General features: G+C 63.6%; 13 protein-coding genes. 9 read left to right on the top strand and 4 right to left on the bottom strand.

Translation table 11 applies throughout. The annotated features are described in order from the left end of the window. The first annotated feature begins 125 nt into the window (after positions 1 to 125). From ACFULT_RS08265 to ACFULT_RS08245, 5 genes are read left to right on the top strand one after another with little or no spacing between them, the layout of a single operon-like run. Complete coding sequence (locus ACFULT_RS08265) at positions 126 to 1406, top strand: hydroxymethylglutaryl-CoA reductase, degradative (RefSeq protein WP_378481184.1); 1281 nt, start codon at positions 126 to 128, stop codon at positions 1404 to 1406. Beyond that, on the top strand, positions 1403 to 2365 hold the full coding sequence (locus ACFULT_RS08260) for a hydroxymethylglutaryl-CoA lyase (protein WP_378481183.1): 963 nt from the start codon (positions 1403 to 1405) through the stop codon (positions 2363 to 2365). Before ACFULT_RS08265 ends, ACFULT_RS08260 begins: the two co-directional genes overlap by 4 nt. Before the next feature lie 47 nt (positions 2366 to 2412). Further along, complete coding sequence (locus ACFULT_RS08255) at positions 2413 to 2922, top strand: hypothetical protein (protein ID WP_378481182.1); 510 nt, start codon at positions 2413 to 2415, stop codon at positions 2920 to 2922. Then, positions 2919 to 4298, top strand: a complete 1380-nt coding sequence (locus ACFULT_RS08250; protein ID WP_378481181.1) for a tripartite tricarboxylate transporter permease — start codon at positions 2919 to 2921, stop codon at positions 4296 to 4298. The genes ACFULT_RS08255 and ACFULT_RS08250 overlap by 4 nt, the downstream gene beginning before the upstream one ends. A 33-nt stretch (positions 4299 to 4331) precedes the next feature. Next, positions 4332 to 4754, top strand: coding sequence for a carboxymuconolactone decarboxylase family protein (locus ACFULT_RS08245; RefSeq protein ID WP_378481180.1), 423 nt, complete (start codon positions 4332 to 4334; stop codon positions 4752 to 4754). A 283-nt stretch (positions 4755 to 5037) separates the two neighbouring features. Here the strand turns inward: ACFULT_RS08245 and ACFULT_RS08240 are convergent, their stop codons facing one another. From ACFULT_RS08240 to ACFULT_RS08230, 3 genes are all read right to left on the bottom strand, one after another. Beyond that, positions 5038 to 6138 carry an NAD(P)-dependent alcohol dehydrogenase gene (locus ACFULT_RS08240; protein WP_378481179.1) on the bottom strand — a complete coding sequence of 367 codons (1101 nt, stop codon included), beginning with the start codon at positions 6136 to 6138 and terminating at the stop codon, positions 5038 to 5040. 178 nt (positions 6139 to 6316) lie between these two features. Next, positions 6317 to 6961 carry a CoA transferase subunit B gene (locus tag ACFULT_RS08235; protein ID WP_378481178.1) on the bottom strand — a complete coding sequence of 215 codons (645 nt, stop codon included), beginning with the start codon at positions 6959 to 6961 and terminating at the stop codon, positions 6317 to 6319. Beyond that, on the bottom strand, positions 6958 to 7704 hold the full coding sequence (locus ACFULT_RS08230; RefSeq protein ID WP_378481359.1) for a CoA transferase subunit A: 747 nt from the start codon (positions 7702 to 7704) through the stop codon (positions 6958 to 6960). The genes ACFULT_RS08235 and ACFULT_RS08230 overlap by 4 nt, the downstream gene beginning before the upstream one ends. A gap of 78 nt (positions 7705 to 7782) precedes the next feature. On the opposite strand from ACFULT_RS08230, the gene pcaD reads away from it, so the two are divergent. The 3 genes from pcaD to ACFULT_RS08215 are packed head-to-tail and all read left to right on the top strand — an operon-like array spanning position 7783 to position 10578. Next, positions 7783 to 8556 carry a 3-oxoadipate enol-lactonase gene (gene pcaD / locus ACFULT_RS08225; RefSeq protein WP_378481177.1) on the top strand — a complete coding sequence of 258 codons (774 nt, stop codon included), beginning with the start codon at positions 7783 to 7785 and terminating at the stop codon, positions 8554 to 8556. Then, positions 8553 to 9374 carry an IclR family transcriptional regulator C-terminal domain-containing protein gene (locus tag ACFULT_RS08220; protein ID WP_378481176.1) on the top strand — a complete coding sequence of 274 codons (822 nt, stop codon included), beginning with the start codon at positions 8553 to 8555 and terminating at the stop codon, positions 9372 to 9374. The genes pcaD and ACFULT_RS08220 overlap by 4 nt, the downstream gene beginning before the upstream one ends. After that, a complete protein-coding gene (locus ACFULT_RS08215; RefSeq protein WP_378481175.1) occupies positions 9367 to 10578 on the top strand; it encodes an acetyl-CoA C-acetyltransferase in 1212 nt (403 codons plus the stop codon). The genes ACFULT_RS08220 and ACFULT_RS08215 overlap by 8 nt, the downstream gene beginning before the upstream one ends. 377 nt (positions 10579 to 10955) lie before the next feature. Here the strand turns inward: ACFULT_RS08215 and ACFULT_RS08210 are convergent, their stop codons facing one another. Then, positions 10956 to 11081, bottom strand: a complete 126-nt coding sequence (locus tag ACFULT_RS08210) for a hypothetical protein (RefSeq protein WP_378481174.1) — start codon at positions 11079 to 11081, stop codon at positions 10956 to 10958. A gap of 798 nt (positions 11082 to 11879) precedes the next feature. Between ACFULT_RS08210 and ACFULT_RS08205 the strand changes: the two genes are divergently transcribed. Continuing rightward, positions 11880 to 12638 (top strand): IclR family transcriptional regulator, encoded by a 759-nt coding sequence (locus ACFULT_RS08205; RefSeq protein ID WP_378481173.1) that lies wholly within the window; start codon positions 11880 to 11882, stop codon positions 12636 to 12638. Positions 12639 to 12656 lie beyond the last annotated feature (18 nt).

Here is a 12656-nt window from a genome sequence, read left to right as displayed (position 1 = left end):
CATTCGGTCACAATGACATGATTTTTATACATGTCGTGGGTTACATCATCTGCGTAGCGTGATGGCTCGCACACGAAATCGCCGTCCTGCTACGCGCGGGCGGCCAGCACCACGCGGAGGACACAGTGACCGACAACAGCCGAATCCCCGGACTCAAGGACTCCACAGTCCAGGATCGTCGGGCCGTGGTCGCCGAGCGCACAGGCCTCGAGCCCGAGGCATTCGAGGTGCTAGAGCCGGGTAACGGCCTCGACGTCGAGCACGCCGACCACATGATCGAAAACGTCATCGGCGTGATGGGTATCCCCGTCGGTATCGCCACCAACTTCACCGTCAACGGCCGCGACTATCTCGTGCCCATGGCCACCGAAGAACCGTCCGTCGTCGCTGCAGCGAGTAATGCCGCGCGCATGGCCCGAGGCCACGGAGGGTTCTTCACCTCCGACACCGGCTCGGTCATGCAAGCCCAGATTCAGCTTCTGAACACCCCCGACCCGGAAGCTGCCCGGTTCCGAGTTCTCGAGGCCCGTAGCGAAATCATCGATCTGGCCAACACCCAGGATCCGACGCTGGTCAAGTTCGGTGGAGGCGCGCTCGATCTCGCCGTCCGTGTCCTTCCGACGCGCACCGGAACACACGTCATCGTGCACCTAGTCGTCGATGTCAGGGATGCCATGGGCGCCAATGCGGTCAACACCATGGCCGAAGCCATAGCCCCTCGCCTCGCAGAGATCGCCGGCGGACGTTCACTGCTGCGCATCCTCACCAACAAGGCCGACCATCGCATCGTGCGTGTGCGAGCTGTGTTCGACAAGGATCTACTCGGCGGCGACGAGGTCGTCGACAACATCGTGCACGCTTCCGCGTTCGCCGAGGCCGATCCCTACCGCGCCGCCACGCACAACAAAGGCATCATGAACGGCATCACCGCTGCCGTACTCGCCACCGGAAACGACACGTGCGCAGTCGAAGCCGGCTGCCACTCGCACGCAGTCGGCTCAGACGGGCGGTACACCGCGCTCTCGCACTTCGAGAAGACTGCAGACGGACACCTCTCCGGCACTCTGGAAGTACCCATGGCAGTCGGCCTAGTCGGCGGCGCCACGAAAGTCCACCCCGCTGCACAGACTGCTGTGAAGATCCTCGGCGTGACCACCGCCGGCGAACTCGCCCAAGTCATCGCCGCCGTCGGCCTCGCGCAGAACCTCGGCGCCTGCCGCGCCCTGGCCGCTGAAGGCATCCAGCGCGGGCATATGAGCTTGCACGCCCGCACGGTCGCCGCGACTGCGGGCGCTACCAGCGGAGAACTGGACCTCGTAGTCAAGCGGCTGATCGACGACCGGACCATTCGTGTCGAGCACGCGGAAAAGGTGCTCTCGGAAATCCGCGGCGGCAACCGAGCATGACGTCCAACACTGACAAGCTCTGGGCGCCGGCACCCTTCCCGGTCGCCGCGGCCGGTCTCCCGTCGGAAGTTCGCATCTACGAGGTCGGACCGCGCGATGGATTGCAAGCGGAAACGGAACTCGTCCCCACCGACGTCAAGGCCGAGTTCTGCCGACGCCTCGTCGCAGCCGGGGTTTCCACCATCGAATTGACGAGCTTCGTATCACCGAAATGGATCCCACAGCTCGCCGACGCCGAGCAACTCATGGCAGACGTCTCGCTACCCGCCGATGTGCGCCAGGTCGTTCTGGCACCGAATCAACGCGGATTGGATCGAGCGCTCGCCGCCGGCGCCCGCGAGGTTGCGGTCTTCGTCAGCGCAACCGAGACCTTTGCCTCGAAGAACCTCAACACCACCATCGACGGTGCACTCGCGGCAGCCGAGCCGGTCGTCCGCGGTGCCCTCGCCGCGGGACTACCCGTCCGCGGATACATCTCCATGGTGTTCGGAGACCCCTGGGAAGGCCAGGTCTCCTCTTCCCAAGTCGCCGCAGTGGCCGAACGTCTGATTCGGATGGGGGTGAGCACGCTGTCGCTGGGGGACACCATCGGTGTCGCAACCCCGGGCCACGTGCACGACATGCTTGCCTCCGTCCTGGCCACCGGCATCGATGTTTCGGTGCTGTCCATGCACTTCCACGACACCTACGGCCAAGCCCTCACGAACGTCTACGCCTCTCTACAAGCCGGTATCACCGAATTCGACAGCGCCGCAGGCGGTCTCGGGCGCTGCCCCTACGCAAGGGGTGCGACCGGCAACCTGGCCACCGAGGACCTGCTCTGGATGCTGCACGGGCTCGGCATCACGACCGGTATCGATCTCGACGCCTTGACTGACACGTCGATCTGGATGACCCAGCAAATCGGACACCCCACCGCATCGCGCGTCGTGACTGCACTGGCTGCCGCGGGATCGTGACCGCCCACCCCACTTCGTTCCCACATCGATGACCCTGGAGTACAGCTATGCCAACCAACCGGCACGACCTACCGAAATCGGCCGCATGGACCGACGAATCACCATCTGACGGCGATGAGGAAGGCGCCCCCCCTGAGTACTTGGAAGTGTGGGGCGACACGGTCGTGGGCCGTCATCTGGCAATTTCGGTACTCGTGGGCGGTGTCCTCAGTGTCGCAGCGCTACTCGTTGCCACCGCACTGTTCACCCCCTACGTCGACAACCGATCTCTCGCCGAGGCCTACGCTCTACTGGTCGGCATCGCGTTCTGCATCATCTCCGGCGTCATCTGCGGAAGGCTGTTCCGACCCAAACGGATCATCGCGACCGACGCCTCCGAAGGAGACGCAGTCGGTGACGTCATTCGAATACTGAAGGAAGAACGGCAGGGATTAGGAACGGTCACGGACCTCCCCGCCACGACCGTCAGAGAGCTCGAGGAACTCGACCTCTACGATCGATTCGTCGCAGCTGAAGGCGGCCCCGCCGCTGCCGCCAGGGAAGCAGGCCTCCGATGAGTTCGATCTTCACCAACGACGTCCTGATCGCCATTGTTCTCGGCATCATCGGCGCGGTAGTTTTCTCCCTCATCGGTCTGGTGTCGGGAACCGACGAGACGGCAACCATCGCACCGCTGACCTTGCTGGTCATCCTTCTCGGTGCACCCCCGGCGGCGGTGTTCACCTTCTTCCTCGCCGGCGCCGTGGCCAAGCACATGACGCATGCCGTCCCCACGACACTGCTCGGGATTCCCGGCGACACGATGGCTGTACCGCTCATGCGTGAAGCACGCCTGCTTCGCGCACTCGGAGTTCCACACATCGCCCTTCGCAAGGCCATTTCCGGTGGACTGATCGCCGCGTTCATCGCGGTCCCCGTGGCAGTCCTGTTCGCAACGCTGTTGGCGCCGTTCGCCGATACCGTGCAATCGGTCGCACCTTGGTTGTTCCTCGTCGCAGCGATCGGCATCGCCTACTCCTCTCCCGGGCGCTGGGCCGGCGTCGTCGCGCTACTTCCATTCGTCGTACTGATTCTCGGACTCAAAGCACTGACGACGAACTACGACATCTCACTGAACATCAGTTACTTCCTCGGCATTGCAATCGGCCCGCTGATCGCTGACCTCTTCCTCGTCCTCGGCGCTCCGGGACGAAAAGAGATGGGCAGAAGGACCCCCGCAACCGTCTGGCTCGCTCCCGATGTCAAGGGCTGGAACGGCTATTTCCCCAACCCGTTCCGGATGCTCGACCGCAGGCAAGCCGGATACGTCGCAGCAACCGCCACAGCATCGAGCGCCACGTTCGTCTTCAGCCCCGTCGCCATGACCGTGCTGATGGGTGAACTTGTTGGATCCCGTGTGAGACACGGTTATCACCGCCTCACCTCGGTGATTTCCTCCCGCAACGGCACGACCGAATCTACGTACATCGCCGAAGCTCTGATCCCACTGATCGCCTTCGGACTACCCCTGAGCCCCGTGGCTGCCGGGCCCGCTGCTCCCCTGTTCAACGCTCCGCCAATCTTTACCACCGACGACGGCAACGGCAACGTCGACAACGTTTCCACTGCGTTGACCAACTGGGAGTTCCTGCTCTACGGGCTCGCTGCGGTCGCCATCGCTGGAGTTATCGCTTACCCGTTCGCCATGAATTTCGCGCACCGCGCAGCGTCTCTGGTCGTTCGGTTCGTGAGCCACGAAGCCATCATTGCGACCTTCGCAGGGCTCGTCGTCGTGATCAGCGTCTGGGAGGGTGGAGTTCTGGGTCTCGCAGTGACACTGACTGTGGGACTGGTTGGCGGGCTGCTCTCACGTGCCTTCAAAATTCACGCCGGTGTGCTGTTCATGGGCTACTACGTTGCGGTGCTCACCGTCCCGGCAATCATCGCTCTCTGACAACTCGACTCCCACGATCGGACGGGACCAGCAATGACTACCGAGGAACAGGGCACACGTTCCCGCTTCGCGGACGGGCTCGAGGTCCGACGGCATGTGATGGGCGAAGAGTACGTACAAAGAGCGTTCGCTAACGCAGCGGGGACGGATTCCGCTGCGTTGCAAACATTCGTCACGGACACTGTGTGGGGAGGAGTATGGACCCGATCCGGACTCGATTATCGCAGTAGAAGCCTGCTCAATCTCGGAATCCTGATCGCCCTACGCGCCCACGATGAGCTCGCCGGCCATGTCCGCGGTGCGCTGCGCAATGGACTCTCTCGTCACGAAATCTCGGAAACGGTCATCCACACCGCCGGCTACTGCGGCGCTCCAGCAGCTTTGGCCGCCATGCGAATCGTGCAGAAGGTGTTCGACGACGCACTCGGTCCGCCCGAATCGGTCTCCGATAACTGACAGGTTGCGAGCCGATCACAAATGTGGATGCTGCGGTTGTTCGGAATGTTCTTGCGCAGCACAAGCGGCCCCTTGTTCACGAATGTGAACAAGGGGCCGCACGTGTCGCTCGACGTGGGTCGACCTCTGGCGATCTGCGCCTCTCGAGTGTCGAAAAGAACTGACGATCGCAGTGCTGCCGGAGCCGTTGCGGATGCCTTTGGTGACGAACCCGATGCAGAGGGAGTGGCAGCGAAGTTTGTTAGGGATGGTGGGATGGGGCCGGCGTCTTCGGGGCGCAGGCCTAGAACACCAGGATCGGCTTGATGACCTCTCCACTCGAAGACGCGTCGAAAGCTTCGTTGATTTCGGAGAAAGCAAACGACTTCGTCAGCTTTTCGATAGGGAACTTTCCTTGCTTCCACAACTCGATGAGCTGCGGGATGAAAACCTGAGGTACGGAGTCGCCCTCGATGATGGTGCGGAAGCGCCACCCCTTCAAAAGCGAACCACCGACTTCGAACGACACCTCCGTACCCGGGGCTGGGGCGCCTATGAGGGCCACCGTGCCACCGGTGCCCAACACGTCGGCGGCGGTACGAAGCACAGAGGGAACGCCCGTCGTATCCAGGGTGTAGTCGAGACCCCGTCCACCGGTGATGCGCTCGATCTCTTCTGCGACATCTGCTGTGCGACTGTTGATCACATGGGTGGCGCCCAGCTCGGTGGCCGTCGCGAGCCGGGAGTCGACGAGGTCGATGGCGACGATCGTCGTGGCGCCGACTGCCGCGGCGGCCATCAGCGCTGCGCATCCGACGGCGCCCGTGCCGAACACGGCGATGCTGGCTCCGGCCCGTACATCCAGGGAATTGATGACCGCACCGGCACCGGTCTGTAGGCCACAACCCAACGGCCCCAACAGCTCGAGGGACAACTCCTTGTCGACCTTCACGACGCTGCGCGCAGCCACGTTCGCGTATGTTGCGAACGAAGACTGGCCGAAGAAGTGCGAGGACACGTTGGTCCCATCCGACGCAAGTGAGGTAGACCCGTCCGGCCTCGTGCCGGCGAAATTTCGACCGAAAAAGTTGCTGCAGTACGCGGGCCGTCCGGTGAAGCACTGTTCGCATTCACCGCAGGAGTTCGCGGATAGCACTACCGAGTCGCCTACCTCGACGGACGTGACCAACGCTCCCACCGCCTCGATCACTCCAGCGCCCTCGTGACCCAGTACAGCAGGTAGGGGCGTCGGATACACCTGGTCACGGACAATGGCGTCGGTGTGACACACGCCGGTCGCGACCAACCGCACGCGCACTTCGTCCGGAGCCAAGTCGTCGAGGTCCACCTCGCGAAACTCGAACGGCGTCTTGGGTGCCGTGGCGACGGCTGCTTGGATCTTCATAGCGCGGTTACTCCCGAGTAGATGGTCGACGGTGCGGCTTTCGTCCGCAGCATGTGAATTCGAGCGAATTCCGCTGCGTCAGTGACGAAGCACACTCCATGCAGTATTGCGCACGTGGCGTTGTCAGAGCTTGGACAAATACGCCGAACTCTTGCGGGATCACGCCATGCGGACAGGATCACACAGCCAAAGAAGCGCCGGTGGCGGCTCGAACCTGGTCTTCGGTGATTCCGGGGGCGGTTTCGACGAGCCGGAGTCCGTTGTCGGTGACGTCCAGGACGGCCATGTCGGTGATGATCCGCTGCACACATCCCTTGCCCGTCAACGGAAGTGAGCACTTTTCGAGGATCTTCGGCTCACCCTTTCTCGAGACGTGTTCCATCATGACGATGACGCGGCGGGCACCGTGAACAAGATCCATCGCCCCGCCCATACCCCTGACCATGTGGCCGGGGATCATCCAGTTCGCCAGATCCCCGGTCTGGCTGACCTGCATGGCACCCAGGACGGCGACGTCGACCTGGCCGCCGCGGATCATGCCGAACGAGGCCGCCGAATCGAAGTACGACGCACCCGATAGAACGGTGATCGTCTCCTTGCCCGCGTTGATGACCTCGGGGTCGAGTTCGCCCTCGGTCGGGTACGGTCCCACGCCGAGAACGCCGTTCTCCGAATGCAATACGACGGTGATGCCGGCCGGTAGATAGTTCGGCACGAGCGTCGGCATCCCGATGCCGAGGTTCACGTATTCGCCGTCATGCAATTCCTGCGCGACGCGTGCAGCCATCTGCTCGCGGGTGAGTTTCGTGATCGTCTCGCTCATGCTCGTACCGTCCGCTGCTCGATTCCTACGGTGACCTTGCCGACGTGCACCACACGCTGCACGTGGATTCCCGGCGTGTGAATGTCGTCGGGGCCGATCTCACCGGGCTCGACGAGTTCTTCGACCTGCGCGATCGTGATGCGTCCCGACGCAGCTGCGGGCGGGTTGAAGTTGCGGGCGCTGGCATGGAACACGAGGTTGCCGTGTCGGTCTCCTTTCCAGGCGTGGACGAGGGCGTAGTCGGCGACGATGCCGCGTTCCATCACGTAGGTGACGCCGTCGAATTCGCGGGTCTCTTTCGGAGGGCTTGCCACCGCGATGCCGCCGCTGCCGTCGTAACGCAGCGGGAGCCCGCCGTCGGCGACCTGTGTTCCGACGCCCGCGGGGGTGAAGAACGCCGGGATCCCTGCCCCGCCCGCCCGTAGTCGCTCGGCGAGTGTGCCCTGCGGCGTCAGCTCGACCTCGAGTTCACCGGCGAGATACTGGCGCGCGAACTCCTTGTTCGACCCGACGTAGGAGGAAATCGTGCGACGGATACGACGCTTCTCCAGCAGCACACCGAGCCCGAAACCATCTGTGCCGCAGTTGTTGCTCACGATCTCCAGATCCGATGCCCCTTGATCGAGGACGGCACCGATCAACACCTCGGGAACCCCGACGAGCCCGAAACCACCCACGGCGATCGACGCTCCATCCGGCAGATCGGCCACCGCGTCGGCGGCGCTCGCTACGACTTTGTCCATCATGCGGTCGACCATACATTGCGATGTGCGTTCTGTGAACATGTCGCCATTATGCGAACACAGGGCTACGATCGTCACATGACCGTCGAACTGTCCTACGATCTCGCGCACGCATCCGACAGCTCGAGTTCGCGTACCGCGATCTTCATCGGCTCCCTCGGGTCGACCCGTTCCATGTGGGACCCGCAGGTGCGGACGCTGTCCGACATAGCCGACGTCGTAGCCGTGGATCTGCGGGGCCATGGGGCGTCGCCGACTCCCGAAGGCCCGTACACGGTCGCCGACCTCGCCGGCGACGTTCTCGCGGTGGCCGACCGGCTCGGACGCCGCGAGTTCCACGTCGTCGGCCTGTCACTCGGAGGCGCTGTGGCACAGTGGATCGCGGTGCACCATCCGCAACGCGTTGCGTCACTGACCCTTCTGTGCACGTCGGCCCGGTTCGGTGAACCGCAGGGCTGGACGGACCGTGCCGCCACCGTGCGCGCATCGGGCACCGAGTCGATTGCCGACGCCGTGCTGTCCCGTTGGTTCACAGCGGAATTCGACGCAGACCGGACGGGCTACCGAGACATGATCGTGTCGACTCCCGACGAGGGGTACGCGGCCTGCTGCGAAGCACTGGCAGAGTGGGACAACCGCGCCGAACTCGCCGGCATCGCCGCGCCGACCCTCGTGATAGCCGGACAGGAAGACCCCGCGACGACACCCGACGACCTGCGTGTCATCGCCGACGGAGTTCCCCACTCGAGCTTCCACGTCCTCTCCCCTGCCGCTCACCTCGCGAATGTCGAACAGGCAGACACTGTTTCAGGTTTGATCGTGGTTCACGTGTCGGCGGCAGAAAAATCATGACGGACGACAGACTGGCCGCGCCGTCGTCGGATTACGTGCAGTCCCTCGGGCGTGGACTGGCCGTCATCAAAGCGTTCGACGGAGCGAATCCGCGACGCACGCTGACCGAGGTCGCCAAGACGACCGAACTCACGCGCGCCACCGCTCGACGATTCCTGCTGACCCTCGTCGAACTCGGGTACGTTCGCACCGACGGCTCGCTGTTCTGGCTCACTCCCCGGGTACTGGAACTCGGCTACAGCTACCTGTCGTCGCTGACACTGCCCGACGTCGCCGGGCCCCACCTCGAAACACTCTCCCAGCGGGTGCACGAATCGTCGTCGGTGTCCATCCTCGACGGCGACGACGTCGTCTACGTCGCCCGCGTCCAGGTCTCCCGCATCATGACCGTCGCGATCACCATCGGCACCCGCTTCCCCGCCTACGCCACCTCGATGGGCCGAGTCCTGTTGGCAGGACTGTCATCCGACGAACTCGACGCCTACCTGTCACGACTGGACCCGACGCCGCTGACCGGTAAGACCATCACCGACATCGCATCCCTCCGCGCCGAACTCGAATCCGTTCGCACCCAGGGCTATTGCCTGATCGACCAAGAACTCGAAGCAGGCCTGCGCTCGATCGCCGCACCGATCCACGACACCACCGGCACCGTCATCGCCGCAGCCAACGTCTCCACCCCCGCTGCCCGGCACTCCGCTGACGCCGCCCGCGAACACCTCCTCCCCGCCCTCCTGGCCGCCGCTCGAGCAATCGACACCGACCTACGCCGCCTGGACACGAACTCCACCGACACACAAGGACATCGACATGCCTGACGCCGTCATCTGCGAACCCCTCCGCACCCCCGTCGGGCGCTTCGGCGGCGTGTTCTCCGGCATCGCACCCGAAACTCTTGCCGCTGCCGTGATCACCGAACTCGCCTCGCGCACCGGCATATCCGGATCCGACATCGACGACGTCATCCTCGGCCAAGCATCACCGAACGGGGAAGCACCCGCACTCGGCCGCGTCGCCGCCCTCGACGCAGGCCTCGGCATCGACGTCCCCGGCCAACAGATCGACCGCCGCTGCGGATCCGGCCTCCAAGCTGTCCTACAGGCCTGCATGCACGTCCAGACCGGCGCCAGTGACCTCGTCCTCGCCGGCGGCGCGGAAAGCATGAGCCAGGCCGAGTTCTACACCACCGGAATGCGCTGGGGCGTCAAAGCCGACACCGTCGCACTGTCGGACCGCCTCGCCCGCGCCCGCGTCACCGCAGGCGGCAAGAACTACCCCGTCCCCGGCGGCATGATCGAAACCGCCGAAAACCTGCGCGCGGAATTCTCCATCAGCCGCGAAGACCAGGACGCCCTCGCCGCCGCCTCCCACCACAAAGCCGTCGCCGCGCAGAACAACGGTGTCTTCGCCGAGGAGATCGTCGGAGTCTCCGTCCCGCAACGCAAGGGAAATTCCGTCGTCGTCGACACCGACGAACACCCCCGCGCCGACACCACCATCGAATCCCTCGCGAAGTTACGGCCGATCCGTTCGAAGATCGACCCCGACTCCACCGTCACCGCAGGCAACGCCAGCGGCCAGAACGACGGCGCCGCCCTCGCCATCGTCACCACCCCCGAGAAGGCAGCCCAGCTCGGTCTGCGACCGATAGCCAAGCTCGTGTCCTGGGCAGTCGCCGGAGTGCCGCCGGCCACCATGGGTATCGGACCGGTCCCCGCCACCGAGAAGGCCCTCGGCAGAGCCGGACTCACCTTGGACGACATGGGCGTCATCGAACTCAACGAAGCCTTCGCCGCTCAAACCCTCGCCGTCCTGCGCACCTGGAACATCGAACCCGACGACCCACGCCTGAACCCCCACGGCTCCGGCATCTCCCTCGGACACCCCGTCGGCGCCACCGGCGCACGCATCCTCGCCACACTCCTCCGCGAAATGCGCCGCCGCGACACCCGCTACGGCCTCGAAACCATGTGCATCGGCGGCGGACAGGGCCTCGCCGCGGTATTCGAATCCCTGTCGTAACAGGGTGGCCGTCACGGGAAGCACGCCTGTCCCATCATCATTCCCCGGACGAACGACGGCCCGGCGTGGGTGGACTTCTCCGAGGATCCGTCACGCCGGCCCACCGTTCAATCTTCATCGAGTGGGTCTACCGCTTGACGCCAGCGCAATCGCCCGTATGTGAGGCACCCGGCCTCGACGCACGGGGCCACCTACGCTGCACTTCCGACGGATCGGGTGGTGGCCGGGGTGGAATTGGAAGACTTAGATTTTGGTAACCCACGAGCTGTTGAGCGCAGATCGATTCGAGCACGGCTGACAACACGGCGTCGAGATTGTCGATCGCCTTTTCCATGGTCGCTGCTGGTCGCCCCCGGCGACTCTGATTCGCACACGCACTAGCCACTGGATCCGTCGAGCACATCGTCGGCTATACGTGCCGTTTGGACTTCGGTCGCATAGGTCCGAATTCCCCAGTGCGGAAACACACCCAACTGTTGCGCTCCGGTGTGCAAGGTGTCCACGATAGTGGCTCCGTTAGGGCTTTGAGTGATGCCGTGAATACTCTCGATTGCGCTGTGCAACAGCAGATTCAGGTAGAGCTCCGAAGTAATCGGCCGACCCGAGTCAGTCGTGCATGGTCAGTAGGTTGCTCGTCCGCCAGTGACGCCGAAGCCGAATCTCGTGGTGAATGTGCATTGAGGCGCGACGAACCATGTGACAAGGTTCGCGATCTCATCGAGGTGCAGAGTTCGATCCACCGGAATCTTGGCGCGAACGGTCACAATACGTTCGAGAGTCGTCTGCTCGAAGAGGTCGGTTTCGGTCAACGCGAGCGCGTTGACGAGCGCCCCTGAGGTGGCCAGTTCGCGTGCAACGGATTTTGTATCGCCGATGACTAGGCTTTCGCCGCAGAATACGCGCAGATGGCTGCGTTACCTTCTCTGCCGGCGAACTAGACGATGTTGACCACGCGGCCGTAGCCTCTCCTGCGCATCTCTTTGGTGCAGCGCGAGTTCAGTGGAACACCCCGTTTGAGATTTGTAGCCATCACTGGTCTCTACGCGTCGTCCGACTACTCCCACGGGTCGACGACCGGGCCGTTGATACCCACGTTGTTGACGAGTTTCCGGTGGGCCGAGGAGGGTGCCCGTGTTCTCTTACGTTTGATTCACCCCCGCTGAGTCGGAGGTGTCAACGGGTTCGCGGCGCAGGTCAGACGACACGCATTCTCGGGCATTCACAAAATGCACCCAAGCCATTGACAGCCAGTGAACTGCGCCACTACCGTTGTGTTCGCATCTTACGAAAGGCGTTCGCATATGTCAAACGCACCGAGAACGTCGAGTACAGTCTCGAACGCGCTCCGATTGCTTCGCGTCCTGGCCGCTCACCCGAACGGGCTGGGTGTCAGCGATGTCGCAAAAGAGCTGGGCCTGCCGAAGAGCGGCACGCACATGCTGCTCGCTACACTCGTCCAACAGGAGTTCGCGATCCAGAACGACGCGAGCTTGTACTTTTTGGGCCTCACCGCATTCGAGGTCGGCTCTGCCGTACCCGACGCGGCACGTTTCGGTGGCGAATTGCTCGTTCCCGCACGCAATCTCGCGGACGTGTCGGGCGAGGCGGTCTCCGTCGCAGTGTTCCGCAATCGCGAGGCAGTGATGGTGCAGCGGTTCGAGACGCAGCACGTCTTGCGAGCCGATATCGGCGTCGGAACGCGAATGCCATTGACAGACTGCGCATCTGGCAAGATATTCTTGGCCACACTGTCAGACGAGGAGTTCGAGAGTCTACTCCCGGACGAAACCCTCACAGCGGCACCGGGTGGACGTGCACGCAGCAGGACACATCTGCGGGAAGAACTGTCCGAAGTACGTACTCGCCGTTACGCAATGACCGTCGGCGAGTACGCAGAAGGTGTCACCGGTGTCGCCGCCGGGGTCTACGACAAACACGGCTCGCTCGTGGCAGCGCTCAGCGTTGCAGGACCGAGCACACGTTTCGATGTCGACAAATGGGTCTCGCCGCTCCTCACGGGCGCAGACGACATGACGGCTCTGATGGCCGCGCGCCACTGACAGTCATCCACAAAACTC

The organism is Rhodococcus sp. NPDC057297 (assembly GCF_042667435.1).
GTDB lineage: Bacteria > Actinomycetota > Actinomycetes > Mycobacteriales > Mycobacteriaceae > Rhodococcoides.
This window is presented reverse-complemented; position numbering and strand designations above follow the sequence as displayed.

Excerpts from the sequence above, each read along its gene's own strand:
- pcaD (WP_378481177.1), top strand. The coding sequence starts at position 7,783 with ATGACCGTCGAACTGTCCTACGATCTCGCGCACGCATCCGACAGCTCG.
- ACFULT_RS08205 (WP_378481173.1), top strand. The coding sequence starts at position 11,880 with ATGTCAAACGCACCGAGAACGTCGAGTACAGTCTCGAACGCGCTCCGA.
- ACFULT_RS08255 (WP_378481182.1), top strand. The coding sequence starts at position 2,413 with ATGCCAACCAACCGGCACGACCTACCGAAATCGGCCGCATGGACCGAC.
- ACFULT_RS08250 (WP_378481181.1), top strand. The coding sequence starts at position 2,919 with ATGAGTTCGATCTTCACCAACGACGTCCTGATCGCCATTGTTCTCGGC.
- ACFULT_RS08240 (WP_378481179.1), bottom strand. The coding sequence starts at position 6,138 with ATGAAGATCCAAGCAGCCGTCGCCACGGCACCCAAGACGCCGTTCGAG.
- ACFULT_RS08215 (WP_378481175.1), top strand. The coding sequence starts at position 9,367 with ATGCCTGACGCCGTCATCTGCGAACCCCTCCGCACCCCCGTCGGGCGC.
- ACFULT_RS08235 (WP_378481178.1), bottom strand. The coding sequence starts at position 6,961 with ATGAGCGAGACGATCACGAAACTCACCCGCGAGCAGATGGCTGCACGC.
- ACFULT_RS08230 (WP_378481359.1), bottom strand. The coding sequence starts at position 7,704 with ATGGACAAAGTCGTAGCGAGCGCCGCCGACGCGGTGGCCGATCTGCCG.
- ACFULT_RS08260 (WP_378481183.1), top strand. The coding sequence starts at position 1,403 with ATGACGTCCAACACTGACAAGCTCTGGGCGCCGGCACCCTTCCCGGTC.
- ACFULT_RS08220 (WP_378481176.1), top strand. The coding sequence starts at position 8,553 with ATGACGGACGACAGACTGGCCGCGCCGTCGTCGGATTACGTGCAGTCC.
- ACFULT_RS08245 (WP_378481180.1), top strand. The coding sequence starts at position 4,332 with ATGACTACCGAGGAACAGGGCACACGTTCCCGCTTCGCGGACGGGCTC.